Origin of the sequence: Pseudarthrobacter defluvii, from assembly GCF_030816725.1 — a bacterium.
In the GTDB taxonomy this organism is placed as follows: Bacteria; Actinomycetota; Actinomycetes; order Actinomycetales; family Micrococcaceae; genus Arthrobacter; species Arthrobacter defluvii_A.
Genome location: NZ_JAUSYG010000001.1, coordinates 4,051,711 through 4,065,442, shown reverse-complemented (window position 1 = coordinate 4,065,442; position 13,732 = coordinate 4,051,711). Strand labels below are relative to the sequence as shown.

General features: G+C 65.9%; 16 protein-coding genes and 1 pseudogene. 9 read left to right on the top strand and 8 right to left on the bottom strand.

Features of this window, described 5'->3' with window-relative positions; translation table 11 throughout:
- The 5 genes from QF031_RS18995 (at window position 1) to QF031_RS18975 (ending at window position 3,320) form a co-directional block, all read left to right on the top strand.
- Window positions 1-510 carry an amino-acid N-acetyltransferase gene (locus QF031_RS18995; protein WP_307431814.1) on the top strand — a complete coding sequence of 170 codons (510 nt, stop codon included), beginning with the start codon at window positions 1-3 and terminating at the stop codon, window positions 508-510.
- Window positions 511-758: 248 nt separating this feature from the next.
- A complete protein-coding gene (dhaK, locus tag QF031_RS18990; protein WP_307431811.1) occupies window positions 759-1,760 on the top strand; it encodes a dihydroxyacetone kinase subunit DhaK in 1,002 nt (333 codons plus the stop codon).
- Between the two features lie 2 nt (window positions 1,761-1,762).
- Window positions 1,763-2,395 carry a dihydroxyacetone kinase subunit DhaL gene (dhaL, locus tag QF031_RS18985; RefSeq protein ID WP_307431809.1) on the top strand — a complete coding sequence of 211 codons (633 nt, stop codon included), beginning with the start codon at window positions 1,763-1,765 and terminating at the stop codon, window positions 2,393-2,395.
- On the top strand, window positions 2,392-3,111 hold the full coding sequence (dhaM, locus tag QF031_RS18980) for a dihydroxyacetone kinase phosphoryl donor subunit DhaM (RefSeq protein WP_307431807.1): 720 nt from the start codon (window positions 2,392-2,394) through the stop codon (window positions 3,109-3,111). The genes dhaL and dhaM overlap by 4 nt, the downstream gene beginning before the upstream one ends.
- A 35-nt stretch (window positions 3,112-3,146) precedes the next feature.
- A complete protein-coding gene (locus QF031_RS18975) occupies window positions 3,147-3,320 on the top strand; it encodes a hypothetical protein (protein ID WP_307431805.1) in 174 nt (57 codons plus the stop codon).
- 19 nt (window positions 3,321-3,339) lie between these two features.
- Here the strand turns inward: QF031_RS18975 and QF031_RS18970 are convergent, their stop codons facing one another.
- From QF031_RS18970 to QF031_RS18960, 3 genes are all read right to left on the bottom strand, one after another.
- Window positions 3,340-3,834 (bottom strand): hypothetical protein, encoded by a 495-nt coding sequence (locus tag QF031_RS18970; RefSeq protein ID WP_307431803.1) that lies wholly within the window; start codon window positions 3,832-3,834, stop codon window positions 3,340-3,342.
- Window positions 3,835-3,911: 77 nt separating this feature from the next.
- Window positions 3,912-4,343, bottom strand: coding sequence for a DUF3592 domain-containing protein (locus QF031_RS18965; protein WP_307431801.1), 432 nt, complete (start codon window positions 4,341-4,343; stop codon window positions 3,912-3,914).
- Window positions 4,344-4,402: 59 nt separating this feature from the next.
- Complete coding sequence (locus QF031_RS18960; protein WP_370874539.1) at window positions 4,403-5,344, bottom strand: A/G-specific adenine glycosylase; 942 nt, start codon at window positions 5,342-5,344, stop codon at window positions 4,403-4,405.
- A gap of 151 nt (window positions 5,345-5,495) precedes the next feature.
- Between QF031_RS18960 and QF031_RS18955 the strand changes: the two genes are divergently transcribed.
- Complete coding sequence (locus QF031_RS18955; RefSeq protein WP_307431798.1) at window positions 5,496-6,188, top strand: hypothetical protein; 693 nt, start codon at window positions 5,496-5,498, stop codon at window positions 6,186-6,188.
- A gap of 129 nt (window positions 6,189-6,317) precedes the next feature.
- On the opposite strand, the gene disA is transcribed toward QF031_RS18955, so the two are convergent.
- From disA to QF031_RS18935, 4 genes are all read right to left on the bottom strand, one after another.
- Window positions 6,318-7,394 (bottom strand): DNA integrity scanning diadenylate cyclase DisA, encoded by a 1,077-nt coding sequence (disA, locus tag QF031_RS18950; protein ID WP_307431796.1) that lies wholly within the window; start codon window positions 7,392-7,394, stop codon window positions 6,318-6,320.
- A 152-nt stretch (window positions 7,395-7,546) separates the two neighbouring features.
- Entirely contained in the window at window positions 7,547-8,728 is a 1,182-nt protein-coding gene (locus QF031_RS18945; protein ID WP_307431793.1) for an acyltransferase family protein, read from the bottom strand.
- Between the two features lie 195 nt (window positions 8,729-8,923).
- Window positions 8,924-9,415 carry a 2'-5' RNA ligase family protein gene (locus QF031_RS18940; RefSeq protein WP_307431791.1) on the bottom strand — a complete coding sequence of 164 codons (492 nt, stop codon included), beginning with the start codon at window positions 9,413-9,415 and terminating at the stop codon, window positions 8,924-8,926.
- An 88-nt stretch (window positions 9,416-9,503) separates the two neighbouring features.
- The gene (locus QF031_RS18935) at window positions 9,504-9,728 is read right to left on the bottom strand and encodes a hypothetical protein (RefSeq protein WP_307431789.1); all 225 of its coding nucleotides are present in this window, start codon (window positions 9,726-9,728) and stop codon (window positions 9,504-9,506) included.
- Between the two features lie 192 nt (window positions 9,729-9,920).
- Here QF031_RS18935 and QF031_RS18930 point away from each other — a divergent pair.
- Window positions 9,921-11,535, top strand: a pseudogene (locus tag QF031_RS18930) (peptide chain release factor 3).
- Between the two features lie 7 nt (window positions 11,536-11,542).
- Entirely contained in the window at window positions 11,543-12,772 is a 1,230-nt protein-coding gene (locus QF031_RS18925; protein ID WP_307431786.1) for a beta-ketoacyl-[acyl-carrier-protein] synthase family protein, read from the top strand.
- A 103-nt stretch (window positions 12,773-12,875) separates the two neighbouring features.
- Here the strand turns inward: QF031_RS18925 and QF031_RS18920 are convergent, their stop codons facing one another.
- Window positions 12,876-13,364 (bottom strand): NUDIX domain-containing protein, encoded by a 489-nt coding sequence (locus QF031_RS18920; protein WP_307431782.1) that lies wholly within the window; start codon window positions 13,362-13,364, stop codon window positions 12,876-12,878.
- A gap of 119 nt (window positions 13,365-13,483) precedes the next feature.
- Between QF031_RS18920 and QF031_RS18915 the strand changes: the two genes are divergently transcribed.
- Complete coding sequence (locus QF031_RS18915; protein WP_307431780.1) at window positions 13,484-13,723, top strand: hypothetical protein; 240 nt, start codon at window positions 13,484-13,486, stop codon at window positions 13,721-13,723.
- The last annotated feature ends 9 nt before the right edge of the window (window positions 13,724-13,732 follow it).

Below are 13,732 nucleotides of genomic sequence, written 5' to 3'. Positions count from 1 at the left end.
GTGACCAACTCCTTCCACATCCGCCCAGCACGCACCAGCGACGTCCCTGCCATCAAGAGGCTGGTGGCGCCCCTGGCCGAGGAGCGCATTTTGATGGCGAAGGAGACGGTGGCGTATTACGAGAGCCTCCAGGAGTTCCGTATTGCCGAGTCCAGCGACGGCGAAATGATCGGCTGTGGAGCACTGCACGTCATGTGGGAGGACCTGGCCGAAATCCGCACCTTGGCGGCTTCGGGGGAGTGGCGCGGCAGAGGGGTGGGGCACGTCCTGGTGGAAAGCCTGCTGGAGGAGGCCCGGGCGCTGGGGGTGGCCCGGGTCTTCTGCCTCACCTTCGAGGTGGACTTCTTCAAGCGCCACGGCTTCGAGGTGATGGCGGACCAGTCAGCTGTGGATCCGGAGGTCTACTCGGAGCTCCTCCGCTCCCACGACGAAGGCGTGGCGGAGTTCCTGGACCTGGCCCGCGTCAAGCCGAATACCTTGGGTAACACCCGGATGATCCGCACCCTCTGACGGGATTGGAGACTGCACTCCGCGAAGCCCTCTTGGTTTTACTCGATTTGATGGATAAACTTTTGAAGGCCGGTATGTGGGGGCCTCAGGAAAGGGACAGTCATTGGGGGCTGTCCCTTTGCTGCATCCGGAATCAACTGCCCGGCATCGGGGTCCGAAATTCCGGGAAGAACGAATCTACCGCCAGCCGCAATGCCGGTAGTAGGGTACGAGACACATCCTTCAGGAGCACAGCCAGGAGCAACGCCATGAAGAAACTCATCAACGATCCAAAATCCGTTGTCCAGGAAGCTGTCCAGGGCTTTGGCCTGGCACACGCCGGCCTGGTCACCATCAGCGAAGACCCCATCTACGTCACGCGCAAGGACGCGCCCGTGGCAGGCAAGGTGGGGCTGGTTTCCGGCGGCGGAAGCGGACACGAGCCGCTGCATGCCGGTTATGTTGGGCAGGGAATGCTCGACGCCGCGGTGCCGGGGGCGGTGTTCACCTCACCAACGCCGGACCAGATCCTTCCCGCCACCCTGGCAGTGAACTCCGGCGCCGGCGTCGTACATATCGTCAAGAACTACACCGGCGACGTCCTGAACTTCGAGACGGCGGCCGAACTGGCTGAGGCTGAAGGCGTCAGCGTCCGCACCGTGCTGGTCAATGACGACGTGGCGGTGGAGGACTCGCTGTACACCGCAGGCCGCCGCGGCGTGGGCGGCACCGTGCTGGTGGAGAAGATCGCCGGTGCCGCTGCCGAGCGTGGTGACAGCCTCGATGCCGTGGCCGCCATCGGCGAACGGGTCAACGCCAACGTCAGGACCATGGGTGTTGCGCTGTCAGCCTGCACGGTGCCGCACGCAGGCACGCCAAGTTTCGATCTCGCCGAGGATGAGATCGAGATCGGTATTGGCATCCACGGCGAACCCGGCAGGCACCGGATCCCCATGGAAAATGCGGACAGCATCACCAACCGCCTGCTGGAACCCGTCCTTGCCGACCTGAAGATCAGCTCCGGCGACAAGGTGCTGCTTTTCGTCAACGGCATGGGCGGCACGCCGCTGAGCGAGCTCTACATCGTGTACCGGCGGGCCGTGCAGGTACTGGGCGATGCCGGGGCCACAGTGGAACGGTCGCTCGTGGGCAACTACATCACCGCGCTGGAGATGCAGGGCTGTTCCATCTCGGTCCTCCGGCTCGACGACGAGCTCACGGAACTCTGGGACGCCCCCGTGCATACCCCCGCGCTGCGCTGGGGCGTGTAGCCGTGGTGCTGGATGCCAACTGGGCCGTAAAGTGGCTGACCCTGTGTGCGCAGGCCATGGCCGAACACCGGGTTGAACTTATCGAGCTGGACCGCGCCATCGGGGACTCGGACCACGGCGAGAACATGGACCGCGGCTTCCAGGCGGTCCTTGTCAAGCTCGGCGAATCCACCCCTGAGACGCCGGGCGCGGCGTTGAAGATGACCGCCATGACCCTGATGTCCAAGGTGGGCGGCGCTGCCGGCCCCCTCTACGGGACCGCGTTCCTTCGCGCCGCCACCGCGCTGGGCGATTCCGCTGAGATCGATCCGGCTGCGTGGGCCGGCGCGTTGGAGGCGGCCCGGGACGGGATCGTGGCGCGCGGCAAGGCGGAGTCCGGGGACAAGACCATGGTGGATGCGTGGACCCCGGCAGTTGATGCTGCCCGTGCGGCAGCCGACGGCGGCAGTACGGACGTTCTCAGTGTCCTGGTGGCCGCAGCTGAGGCTGCCGAGGCAGGGGCGGTGGCCACCGACCCGATGGTGGCGCGGAAAGGCCGCGCCAGCTATCTTGGCGAACGCAGTGCAGGCCACCGGGACCCGGGAGCAGTGTCCAGCGCGCTGATCCTGCGCGCGGCGGTTGGGGCGGCTGCGTGACCGTCAGCATCGTGGTGGTGTCCCACAGCGAAAAGATTGCCGACGGCGCCGTGGAACTTGCCGCCCAAATGGCGCCGGACGTGAAGATCATCCCCGCCGGCGGCACCGACGACGGCAGGATCGGTACCAGCCTGGAGAAGGTCCTCGCCGCTCTGGAAAGGGGCAGTGAACAGGGGAGCGGGGACGGCGCGGTGGCTGATGGCACCGTGGTCATTACGGACCTGGGATCGGCCGTAATGACCGCGGAATCAGCCCTTGAATTCCTGGAGGATCCGGCCGGCGTGCTGCTTGCCGACGCCCCGCTGGTGGAAGGCCTGGTGGCAGCTGCCGTCGCGGCCCAGGGCGGAGCTGACGTGCAGGCGGTCCGGAAGGCCGCCGAAGCAGCAGGACGCATTGTGCAACAGGCGGAGCCAGCGTCTTCCGGGGAGGAGGAGCTGGAGCCCGTCACCAGCGCCCCACCCGACTGCACTGGGGACTTCGAACTGGTGAACCAGGCAGGCATGCACGCCCGGCCCGCCGCGAAAGTGGCAGGGGGACTCGCCTCCCTCGATGCCGAAGTCACCATCAACGGAGTGGATGGCGCCTCCATGACCGGGTTGATGACCCTGGGCGCCGGCAAAGGCGCAGTGCTGCACGTGGAAGCATGGGGCGCGGATGCGGAACGGGCTGTCGAATACGTGGGCGGCCTGGTGGAAGCCGGCTTCGGCGAGCCATAAGCGCCCCGGCCATTCCTGGCCATAAGCTCGATGGCATGGAACGGCCGCTCACAGACAACTCCCAGGAAATCGAAGTGCTGGACGGCCAGATCTCGGTGGAGGAACTGCTCGCCGAACTCGGCTTCAATTGGACTGCAGAACCCGTGGGCGGCGGTCCCGCGCCCGGCACTTCCGAGGGCGACACGTTTACCCAGCCCGCGCTGTTCTAGCGGCTGCTTTCCCCGGCGCTCACGGGGACGCCGGCTGTAGGTGCAGCCCGGCATCGTCCAGCAGGACTGCTGCCGACAGGACCTTCCCGCACTGCTTCCCGAACGGATAAAGCACCTTCGGCTGGAACTCCAGCGCGCGGACCTGCAGGGCGGTCCGGTCCGGGGCCGTACCCGAAGCCGTGACCGTCATGGGTGATTCGGTCAGGGTGTCCAACATCAGGGTGGCCACCTTGGTGCCGTCAGGAGAGGCTGTAGCCGAACATGCCCCGCCTTCGATGCAGCCCTGGTCAATGGTGGAGGTGCCGGGGCGGAGTTCGACGTCGGCCTCCTTGCAGGTGCCGTCCTGGCAGGCCCGGAGGTGCAGGCTCGCCACCCGCGGCGAATAGCCCGCGGTGACAGTTACGGCGACGGCGGTCGCCTGGGCGATGGCCGGACAGGCGCTGCCGGCCGGCTGGCAGGCGGGGACGAGCGACATCGTCGTCATCAACACCAGGAGCAGCGCGGGCCTCCGCATGCCTTCAGGCTACGTCCGGTGGAGGCACAGCAGTTGAGCCCGATCCAATTGGTGGCGGCATTGTTATGCCTGCCGCCCTAACCCATTGGGAAAACGCCGATAAACCAGAACGAAACAACCGCAAAAACCGCGAAAAACGCGATCAGGCAGCCCATTACCGTACGCGGCTCTGAAGAGACCTGCAGCGATTCATTGGGATTGGCCGGGTTGTAGGCCACCTCGATCAGCGAGCCCGGCGCCGGCTGCTCCACCCCTGAGATCTCTGACTTGCCCATGAAGAGGGTGCCCTGCGGATCGGTGAACTGATAGGTGGGGAAGTAGCGCAGGTTCCGGCTGGAACCGCCCGCACCGCTGGTCCATCCGGTGGTGCTGCCGGTGACAGTTGCCCGGGCTTTGGGCCAGGCCGCCATCTGCTGTCCCTGGCGCCTGGTCCTGCGGGCCGTATAGACCAGCGAGAATATCGCGGCGGCAACAAACAGCACCCACACGATGTACAGAATGATTTTCACGGCTTCCCCCGGTTCCGGTCACCAAGAAGTATGCCATCCCGGCCCGCGCCGGCGGCGCGTCAGGCCGGCAGCCGGTAGCCGCCGTCGTGCATCTCCGCCAGCCCGTCAGCCAGCAGCCCTGCCATTGCCCGTTCCAGTTGCTCCGGGGCGGAGCTAAGCCGGTGCAGCGCGGCCAGGGGCACGCCGATCCCCTCCGGCTCAAAGCCCAGATCGGCGGGTTCGCGGTGGAACATGTCCGGGGGCACCGGTGCATCAGCCAGGCGGAGCACGGCCAGCACGGCGCCGCGGACCTGGCGGTCAGTGCCGTGCCACGCCTGGCCCTTGGGAACGTACGACGGCGGGGGCTCGCCTGCCGCGAGCCACGCACAGGAGTCTTTTACCGGGCAATCGGCGCACTTGGGTGCCCGGGCCGTGCACACCAGAGCCCCAAGTTCCATGACCGCGGCGTTCCAGCGCACGGATGTACCGTCGTCGTCCGGCAGCAGGGCGGCGGCCAGGCGCATCTCCGCCGCGGTCAGGGCCGGAGCCGGAAGTGCTGTCCCGGAGATCAGCCGGGCGTGCACCCTGCGGATGTTGGTGTCCACCACCGTTTCGCGGCGGCCATAGGCGAAAGCCGCCACGGCAGCGGCCGTGTAACTCCCCACCCCGGGAAGGGCCAGCAGCTCCGGGTAGGTGTCAGGGACCTTGCCGCCGTGCTCCTGCACAATGGCGGTGGCCGCGGCGTGCAGCCGAAGAGCCCGCCGCGGGTAGCCCAACCGGCCCCAGGAACGGACGGCCTCACCCGCCGGTTCGCCTGCCAGCCCCGCGGGCGTGGGCCAGCGCTTCAGCCACTCGTGCCAGACCGGCAGCACCCGGACCACAGGGGTCTGCTGGAGCATGATTTCGCTGACCAGCACACCCCAGGGGGAGCAGTCGGGCTTGCGCCACGGCAGGTCCCGGGCAATGCCGGCGAACCAGCCGTTGATCCGCCGGTGGAGCAGGTCCAGCTCTGCGGGGGACACCGGCGTGTCCGTGCTGGGAGAGGTTTGAGTGTCGATGCCAACACTGTAGTGGATGGGTTCGGGCGGGCTGCAAACCGGGTGTGACCAGAGCAATGGAGCCGCGGCGGCGTGGTGGCGGGGCAGAACCGGAGGCGTTCCCTAGCCTAGAAGGATGGGCAGGCAAGGCAATTCATCAGCACGCGGCACGTCGGGTTCCAGCAGCGTCCGGAAGCCGAGCGCCGCTGTGTACCGCCGCCGCCGGCTTGTTGTTGGCGGTGCCCTGTTGCTGGTGATCCTGGTGGTCAGCGGTTTCGCGCTCGCCGGTGCCTTCAGGGGCGGTTCGCAGCAGGCCTCCTCCACCCAGCCTTCTTCCACCGACCCTGCTTCAGCGACCCCGGCCGCCTCGGCCACCTCTTCTGCCGCCGCTGCGGCAACTGCTTCCGCCACGCCGTCGCCCACGGCCTCCGCAACCCCAACCTGCGACCAGAACCGGGTCACGGTCACGGCTTCCACGGACAAGCCCGCCTACGGCCCCGGGGAAAACCCCATGCTCACCCTGAAGGTAACCAACGGCGGCAAGGTCCCTTGTGAGGTCAACATTGGAACCTCGCAGATGGAATTCCTGGTGACCAGCGGCTCGGACCGGATCTTCTCCTCCAAGGACTGCCAGGCGTCCAGCGAGGACCTGGTGAAGGTCATTGCGCCCGGTGCCAGCGAAACCGCGAACTTCCCGTGGAGCCGGAACCGCAGCGCCGACGGCTGCAAGGCCGTGGCCGCGGCTCCAGGCGGCGGCGGGGCGTACTACATCTTCACCGCGAAGCTGGGCTCACGGGCCAGCCCCAAGGCAGTCTTCCAGCTGAACTGACACCCCACACCCATCGATTGCTCCGTAGATGCCGTTTTCAGCGTCCAAAACGGCAGCTACGCAGCAATCGATGAGAGTGACCCAGCGACTTACCGGGAATTGGATCGGCTGCGCCCGGGGTCTGGTTGTCTAGAGGAAGCGGTCCAGGAGGCTGGCTTCGGCCATCCGGCTCAAGCCTTCGCGCACGGTCCGGGCGCGCTGGTCGCCGATGCCGTCAACGGTCATGAGATCGTCAATGGTTGCGGCCATCAGGAACTGCAGGCCCCCGAAATGTTCCACCAGCCGGTCCGCGACGGCCTTGGGCACTGCCTTGAGTCCGGACAGCAGCCGGTAGCCGCGGGGCTGGACCACCGCATCCAGGTTTGCTTCGCCCCCGGCGAACCCAACAATTGCCGAGATCTTGCCCAGGTCAATCAGTTCGGTTGGGCCCAGGCTGACCAGTTCATTGACCGCTTTGTCGATGTCATCGGCGGAGGCATTGGGGCTGGCGTAGTCGCGGATGATCACGTCGCTGCCCGGGCCCCGTCCCACCGTCAGTTCGTCGAGTTGGAGGGAGAGGAGCCGGCCGTCCTCGCCCAGTTCCAGGACGTACTGCGAGATTTCCTCCGAGATTCGGCGCACCATCTCCTGCCGCTGGAGGGTGACGGCCACATCGCGTACCGTCACCATGGCCTCGATCTCAAGGGCTGAGAGCGAACTGGTGACCTGGTCCAGCCGGGCACGGTAGCGTTCCAGGGTGGCAAGGGCCTGGTTGGCGCGGGCCAGGACGTTCTCGGAGCCCTCCAGGACGTGCCGCAGCCCGTTGACGTAGAGGGCGATGATTTGCATGGACTGGCTGACGGAAATGACCGGAACACCCGTCTGCTTGGCTACCCGTTCCGCCGTGCGGTGGCGGGTACCGGACTCCTGGGTTTCAATGCTCGAGTCCGGGACCAGCTGGACCGCGGCGCGCAGGATGTTGCCCGCGTCCTTGTCGCAGATGATCGCGCCGTCCATCTTGGCGAGTTCCCGCAGGCGGGTGGGCGAGAACTCGATGCCGATATCGAACCCGCCGGAGCAGATGGAATCGATGGTGCGGTCTGACCCAAGCACGATCAGCGCACCGGTGCGCCCCCGGAGGATCCGTTCCAGGCCGTCGCGAAGGGGAGTTCCGGGTGCAACCCTGCCCAGAGTGGCCCTCAGCGTTTCTTCGGGGCTCCGCGCCATTGGTGTTTCCCTTCAAAGGTGCGGACCGCCGCCCGCAGGAATGCCGGCATCCGCAGTTGGCCGGCAGGATCGAAAAATGCTCCGATTCCCGCAAGCTCAATGATAGGGGCAAGAAACCCAAGTTCCGCACGGGCAAGCCCCAAAGTGCCCCATTAGGGGGTGGCATGCAAGTGCTCCGAAATGCGCTCGACGCCGGGTGCCGGCAGCGCATTTTGCGCTGCCTTGTGTTGCGATCCTGACCGAGTGCGGAACACGTCGCGTAGCGCCCGTTCGCAGGGTTTCTCCACAAATTGGTTTGCGACCCATGCCAAGGCTGCCGCGCATAGCAGGGCAGGCGGGACGAGCCACCAGGGAAGTCCTTGGGCCCACCGGCCAACCAGTATGCCGAAAGCACCCAGCACAAGGTAGTGGACCATGTAGAAAGCGAATGAAAGTTCGCCCAGCCTCACGAAAACGGGTTTGGTGAGCAACCTGCTGGTCCCCGCGAGTTCCCTGCGAGCAGCTGTCCAGATGACGATGATGATCGCGGGCAGCATGAGCGTCTGGCTGATCCACCAAGGGGCGAAATGCCGAAAGTCGGCCACAAGGGTTAGCGTAACGCCGGCCGTGGCGAAAGCGGCTGCCGACAATTGAGTCGTGTGTGCTGGCACGTAGCCGGCCTTGAGCAGAAGCGCCAGAGCGACGCCGACGACGAACTCGGGCAACCGGTACAGCGGAAGGTTGTAGGTGATGAAATGGCTCACCTGCGCTCCCAAAGTAAGTTGGCAGGCGACGCCCAGGACAGGTTGCAGGATTGCGAGGAATACCACCGTTCCAGTAAGTTCCTTCGTGCGGAAACGGCTCATCACCGCCACAATCGGGGGCAACAGGAGATAGAAGAAGGCCTCTGCGGACAGTGACCAAGCTACGGGGTTGAAGGAGGAAGCAGACCAAGGCAACCACGCCTGAGTCAAAGTCAGGCTTTGCAGGAAAAAGAGGGCACTGGAATTCTGCGCTACGGGCACCAGCGCTGCAATGGCCAAAGAGGCTGCGCTCAGCGGAAATAATTTGGCGAAACGGTTCCTCAGAAAGACGCCTGCACCGCTTTCTGCCGCGTTGGCCCAGGTCAGTACGAAACCGGAGAGGACAAAGAAGAAGCTTACGCCGACAAAACCGAGGTCAACCACGGGCAGTTCATAGTTAGCAAAGCCGTGCATCAAGGCCACGGCAAGTGCGGCGAAGAACCTTAGCCCAGTCAAGGAATGGAGCCGGAGCCTTCCGATTCCCCTTTGGTGGTTGGCGGGCGATGGTGGGCCATCGGGTCTAACAACGGCTGCCTTGTAGGCGGAGGACATGGGTAGAGACCTTGGGGGGAAGGGCCGCAATCACTGCGGAGCATCGTATTTGTCTGGCTCCAACCAGCCTATGAGGGCCTACACCGACGGTGACGCGTAAATGGGGCAGGAAAAGCCAAGGACTTGGCAAGGATCAGTGCAGCTTTCCACCGCGCATAGCCCCACCTTTGTGCCCGAATTCCGTTGCCCAGGACGTCATCCCAGCGGCGTGACAGTCTGGGTGCTGCTGTCCCAGAGCCGCGCACCCGTGCATTGTCCTTCTACCCGCAGGTCCATCAGCTCCAGCGCTGGTCCGAGTTGCTGCCCCGGGATGCGGCGGGAAATGGTGACGTGCGGCGTCCAGGCCCCCGGCAGCGTCAGCGGCAGCGCCCCGGAAAGGTCGAGGTGGAGACGCCGGTGCAGGTCCAGCAGGGGAGCGGTCAGCAGGACTGCCCTGGCCAACACATACTTGCCCGCACCCGCCGGAAAAACGATGGCGCCGGAGAACGTGATGTCCACGGGCAGCGCGTCCCATGGTCCTTCCGCGTCGGATTGCAGATCCGGCCCGGCGGCGAGCGTGATGTGGGGACTGTTGCTGGGGGAGGTGTGCGCGGCAAGGCTCGGAAGCCCGGCGGCCTGCAGCTGGGCCCAGTCAGCCCTGATCAAGGAATCGGTGGAGTCGTCAAAGACCAACTCGATGCTGCGCATTAACCCATCATGCCGTTACCGGGTGCGCGGGAAACTTGGGCGGCACCTGCGTGTCACTTGGCTGGTGCCGCCGCGCCGCCGTCGGGCCTCAGCGTTTCCGTTCCCGGAGCATCCGCTCCAGATCCCTGCTGACTTTTGTAAGGGACGCGGCCCGAAGTGCCTTGTGTTCTGCCGCCGTCTGGATCCCGCGCTTTCTCTCCGCGCTGGAGGATCTGCCGGAATCCGGGGCCCCCGCAGGGCCGGAGGCATTGGCAAGGCTGGTGGCCAGGGGGTCGAAGAACAGGTTGCCGGAGAAAGTAGCGCCATGCATCATGCGCCTACGCTAATGGCCCCGCATTTCACGGCTTTGAATGCCCGGTTTCGCCTGCGTTAAGCGGAACCGGAGCCGTTTGCAGGCCTGCGATAAACTTGTACTTTGGCCGTTCGCCAACCACACCCCGCCCTCGTGCCGCAGTGCAGTACCCGAAAGGCCCTGGGCAGCCACAACCGCAGCGAAAGTAGCACCGTGTCCCAAGATGTCCTCACCCCCGCCCGGATCTCCGAGATTCACAAAGAGGCGGGCCGACGCAGGACCTTTGCTGTCATTTCCCACCCCGACGCCGGCAAGTCCACGCTCACCGAAGCGCTGGCCCTGCACGCAAAAGTGATCGGTACCGCCGGTGCCTCCAGCGGCAAGGCCAACCGCAAGGAAACGGTCTCCGACTGGATGCAGATGGAAAAGGACCGCGGCATCTCCATCAGTTCCGCGGCCCTGCAGTTCTCCTACCGCGATACCGTCATCAACCTCCTGGACACCCCCGGCCACGCTGACTTCTCCGAGGACACCTACCGCGTGCTGGCCGCCGTCGACTGCGCCGTGATGCTGGTGGACGCCGCCAAGGGGCTGGAAACCCAGACCATGAAACTCTTCGAGGTCTGCAAGCAGCGGAACCTTCCCATCATCACCGTCATCAACAAGTGGGACCGGCCGGGCCTGGACGCCCTGGCGCTGATGGATGAAATCACCGAACGCACCGGCCTGCAGCCCATGCCGCTGACCTGGGCCGTGGGCATCTCCGGTGACTTCCGCGGTGTCTGGGACCTGCGCAACGACCGCTTTGCCCGGTTCCAGCGCAATAACGCCGGCGCCCAGATCGCCATCACCGAATACTTCACTCCCCAAGAGGCCGCCGAAAGCCAGGGCAGCAACTGGACGGATGCCGTGGATGAGGCCGGCCTGGTGGTCGAATCCAACCTCGAGTTCGACGTCGAAGCCTTCCACGCCGGCAAGGCCACCCCCATCCTGTTCAGCTCCGCAGCACTGAACTTCGGCGTCAAGGAACTGCTGGACGCGCTGGTGGACTTCGCGCCGCCCGCGGCGCCCCGGCCCGACATCGACGGCAACGCACGTCCTGTCGAGTCCCCGTTCTCCGGCTTCGTCTTCAAGGTCCAGGCCGGCATGAACAAGGCCCACCGCGACCACGTGGCCTTCATCCGCGTCTGTTCCGGCGTCTTCGAGCGCGGCATGGTGGTCACCCAGACCCGCACCGGCAAGTCCTTTGCCACCAAGTACGCCCAGCAGGTGTTCGGCCGGGAACGCGAGGTCATCGACGAGGCTTATCCGGGGGACGTGGTGGGCCTGGTCAACGCGTCCTCGCTGCGGGTGGGCGACAGCCTCTTCCTCGAGGAAGCCGTGGAATACCCGGCCATCCCGCTGTTCGCCCCGGAGCACTTCCAGGTGGCCCGGTCCAAGGACCCCAGCAAGTTCAAGCAGTTCCGCCGCGGCATCGAACAGCTGGAACACGAGGGCGTCATCCAGCTGCTCCGCTCCGACCTCCGCGGGGACCAGGCGCCGGTGCTCGCCGCTGTCGGGCCCATGCAGTTCGAGGTGGTGGAGGATCGCATGGCGCACGACTTCAGCGCCCCCATGCGCCTGGAACGCCTGCCTTACTCCCTGGCAAGGATTACGACGGCGGACGCCATGCCCGCGCTGGCCAACGTGCCGGGCGCTGAGGTTCTTTTGCGGTCCGACGGCGAGTACCTCGCCTTGGTTCAACGACGTCTGGGCGCTGCGGCGGATCGAAAAGAACCATTCGGACCTGACACTCGTGCCCATCGGCACGCACAACCCGGCGAAGTAAGGCATTCGTGAACACTCCTGCACCCCGCGCCGTTGTCACCGGCCTCGGCACCATCAACCCGCTCGGCGCCAACGTCAAGGAAACCTGGGAGGCCCTGCTGGACGGCCGCTCCGGGATCACAGCGCTTGACCAGGACTGGGCGGAGCAACTGCCGGTCAAAATCGCCGGGCAAATCACTGCTGACCTTTCGGAGCATCTCAGCACCCGTGAGCTGAAGCGCATGGACCGGTGCGGGCAGCTGGCCCTCATCGCTGCACGCGAAGCATGGACGCAGGCCGGCAGCCCCGAGGTTGACCCCGAGCGGTTCGCGGTGGTGATCGGCTCAGCCTATGGAGGGCTGGGGTCCACCATTGAGCAGGACCGCGTGCTGTCGGAATCCGGACCGCGCAAGGTGTCGCCGCACACCCTCACCCGGCTCATGGTGAACGGTCCCGCTGCCTGGGTGTCCATCGACCTGGGTGCCCGCGGCGGCGCCCGGACGCCTGTCAGCGCCTGTGCCTCCGGGGCTGAGGCGATTGTCCAGGCAGCCGAGATGATCCGCTCCGGTGCCGCCGACGTCGTGATTGCCGGTGGTGTCGATGCCTCCGTCAATGACTTGGTGATCAGCGGTTTCTCCCAGATCCGTGCCCTCTCCACCCGTTCCGACGACCCGCAGCGGGCCGCGCGTCCGTTCGACGGCGGCCGGGACGGCTTTGTGCTCGCTGAGGGCGCCGGCGTGGTGGTGCTGGAGAGCGAAGGGCACGCCCGTGCCCGTGGTGCCGCAATCCTTGGTGCCGTGGCCGGGGGAGCGGTGACCTCCGATGCCAACGACATCGTGGCCGCAGATCCTGCGATGCAGCGCCGCGTCATGCAGAAAGCGCTGGACTCGGCCGGGATGGAACCGGCGGACATCGGCTTCGTCCACGCCCACGCCACTTCCACCCCTGTAGGCGACCGGCTGGAGGGCCAGGCGATCAATGCCGTCTTCGGCGCGGACGTTCCCGTCACCTCCACGAAAGGCCACACCGGCCACCTGCTGGGCGGCGCCGGAGCGCTGGCCGCCGTCGTTGTCCTCGAAGCCCTGCGCACCGGCCAGCTGCCGGGGACGCTGAACGTGGAGGCGCTGGACCCGGAAGTGGACCTCAACGTCATCACCGAAAGCGCCCACCAGCTTCCGCCCGGTTATGCTCCGGCCGGGCTCGTGAATGCCTTCGGATTCGGCGGCCACAGCGTCGCCCTGGTGATCACCGGCGCCTAGCCAAACGCCGGGAACGCCGGAACGGTGCGGAAACGCCGGAACTCATCGGCGTTTCCGCACCGTTCCGGCGATCCCGATGCAGCGGAGCGTTTAAGCGGGTGGTCTAGGTGGCGGCCATGTCCTCAACCAGCGCGTCGAGGATGGGCAACTGGCCCTTGACGAGCTTGAGCCGCGCTTCGTCCTCCGGGAACCAGCGGGCATCGTCAATTTCGGGATAGTGCTGGATCCTGCCGGACCCCTTGGGCCATTCAAGCGGAAACGTGTTGCTGCTGATGACCGAAGGGGCAAAATCCGCCTGCGCAGCGTAGACCGTGATGAGCTTTCCGGAGGATTGCCGGAACTCGCCAAGCAGCCGGTAGTCAGCCTCCGGGGCAGCAGTCCCCATCTCCTCAGCGAACTCTCGGAGGGCGGCGGCCAAGGGGTCTTCCCCGTCGGCATACTCTCCCTTTGGAATGGACCACGCATGGGCGTCCTTGCGCGCCCAGAAGGGGCCGCCCATGTGTGCGATCCAGACCTGCAGCCCATCACGGGCGTCCGCGGAGGTGGCCGGGTCCTGCCGGTACAGCAGGATGCCTGCGCTTCGAATGGGCATTGAATCTCCGGATCGTCAGGAAGTGCAGTTGCCGTCCGCCGTTAACGTGGAGTTCACGGCGCTGCTCTAGGTTATTCCCTCAGGCACTCTGCCAGGCATTCCGCTCGGAAGGAGCACTCATGGCCAACATTGCTGAGGTTTTGGGACGGCTGACGCCGGAAGAAGTGGATGAGTTGCGCAACCTTGGCCCGCAGGGCCACCTGCCGCGGCACCTTGTGGATGCCCTGGACCGCGCCGCCGGGGGAGCCGGCTCCGGCCGCGGGTACTACGTGGCGAACGGCAACGTGAGCGTCACCGGCGGCCCCCTGCTGGTGCTTCGCAGCGATGTTGCCAGGTGGCTGGTCGGCGCCGCTTCCTGAGTGAACCAG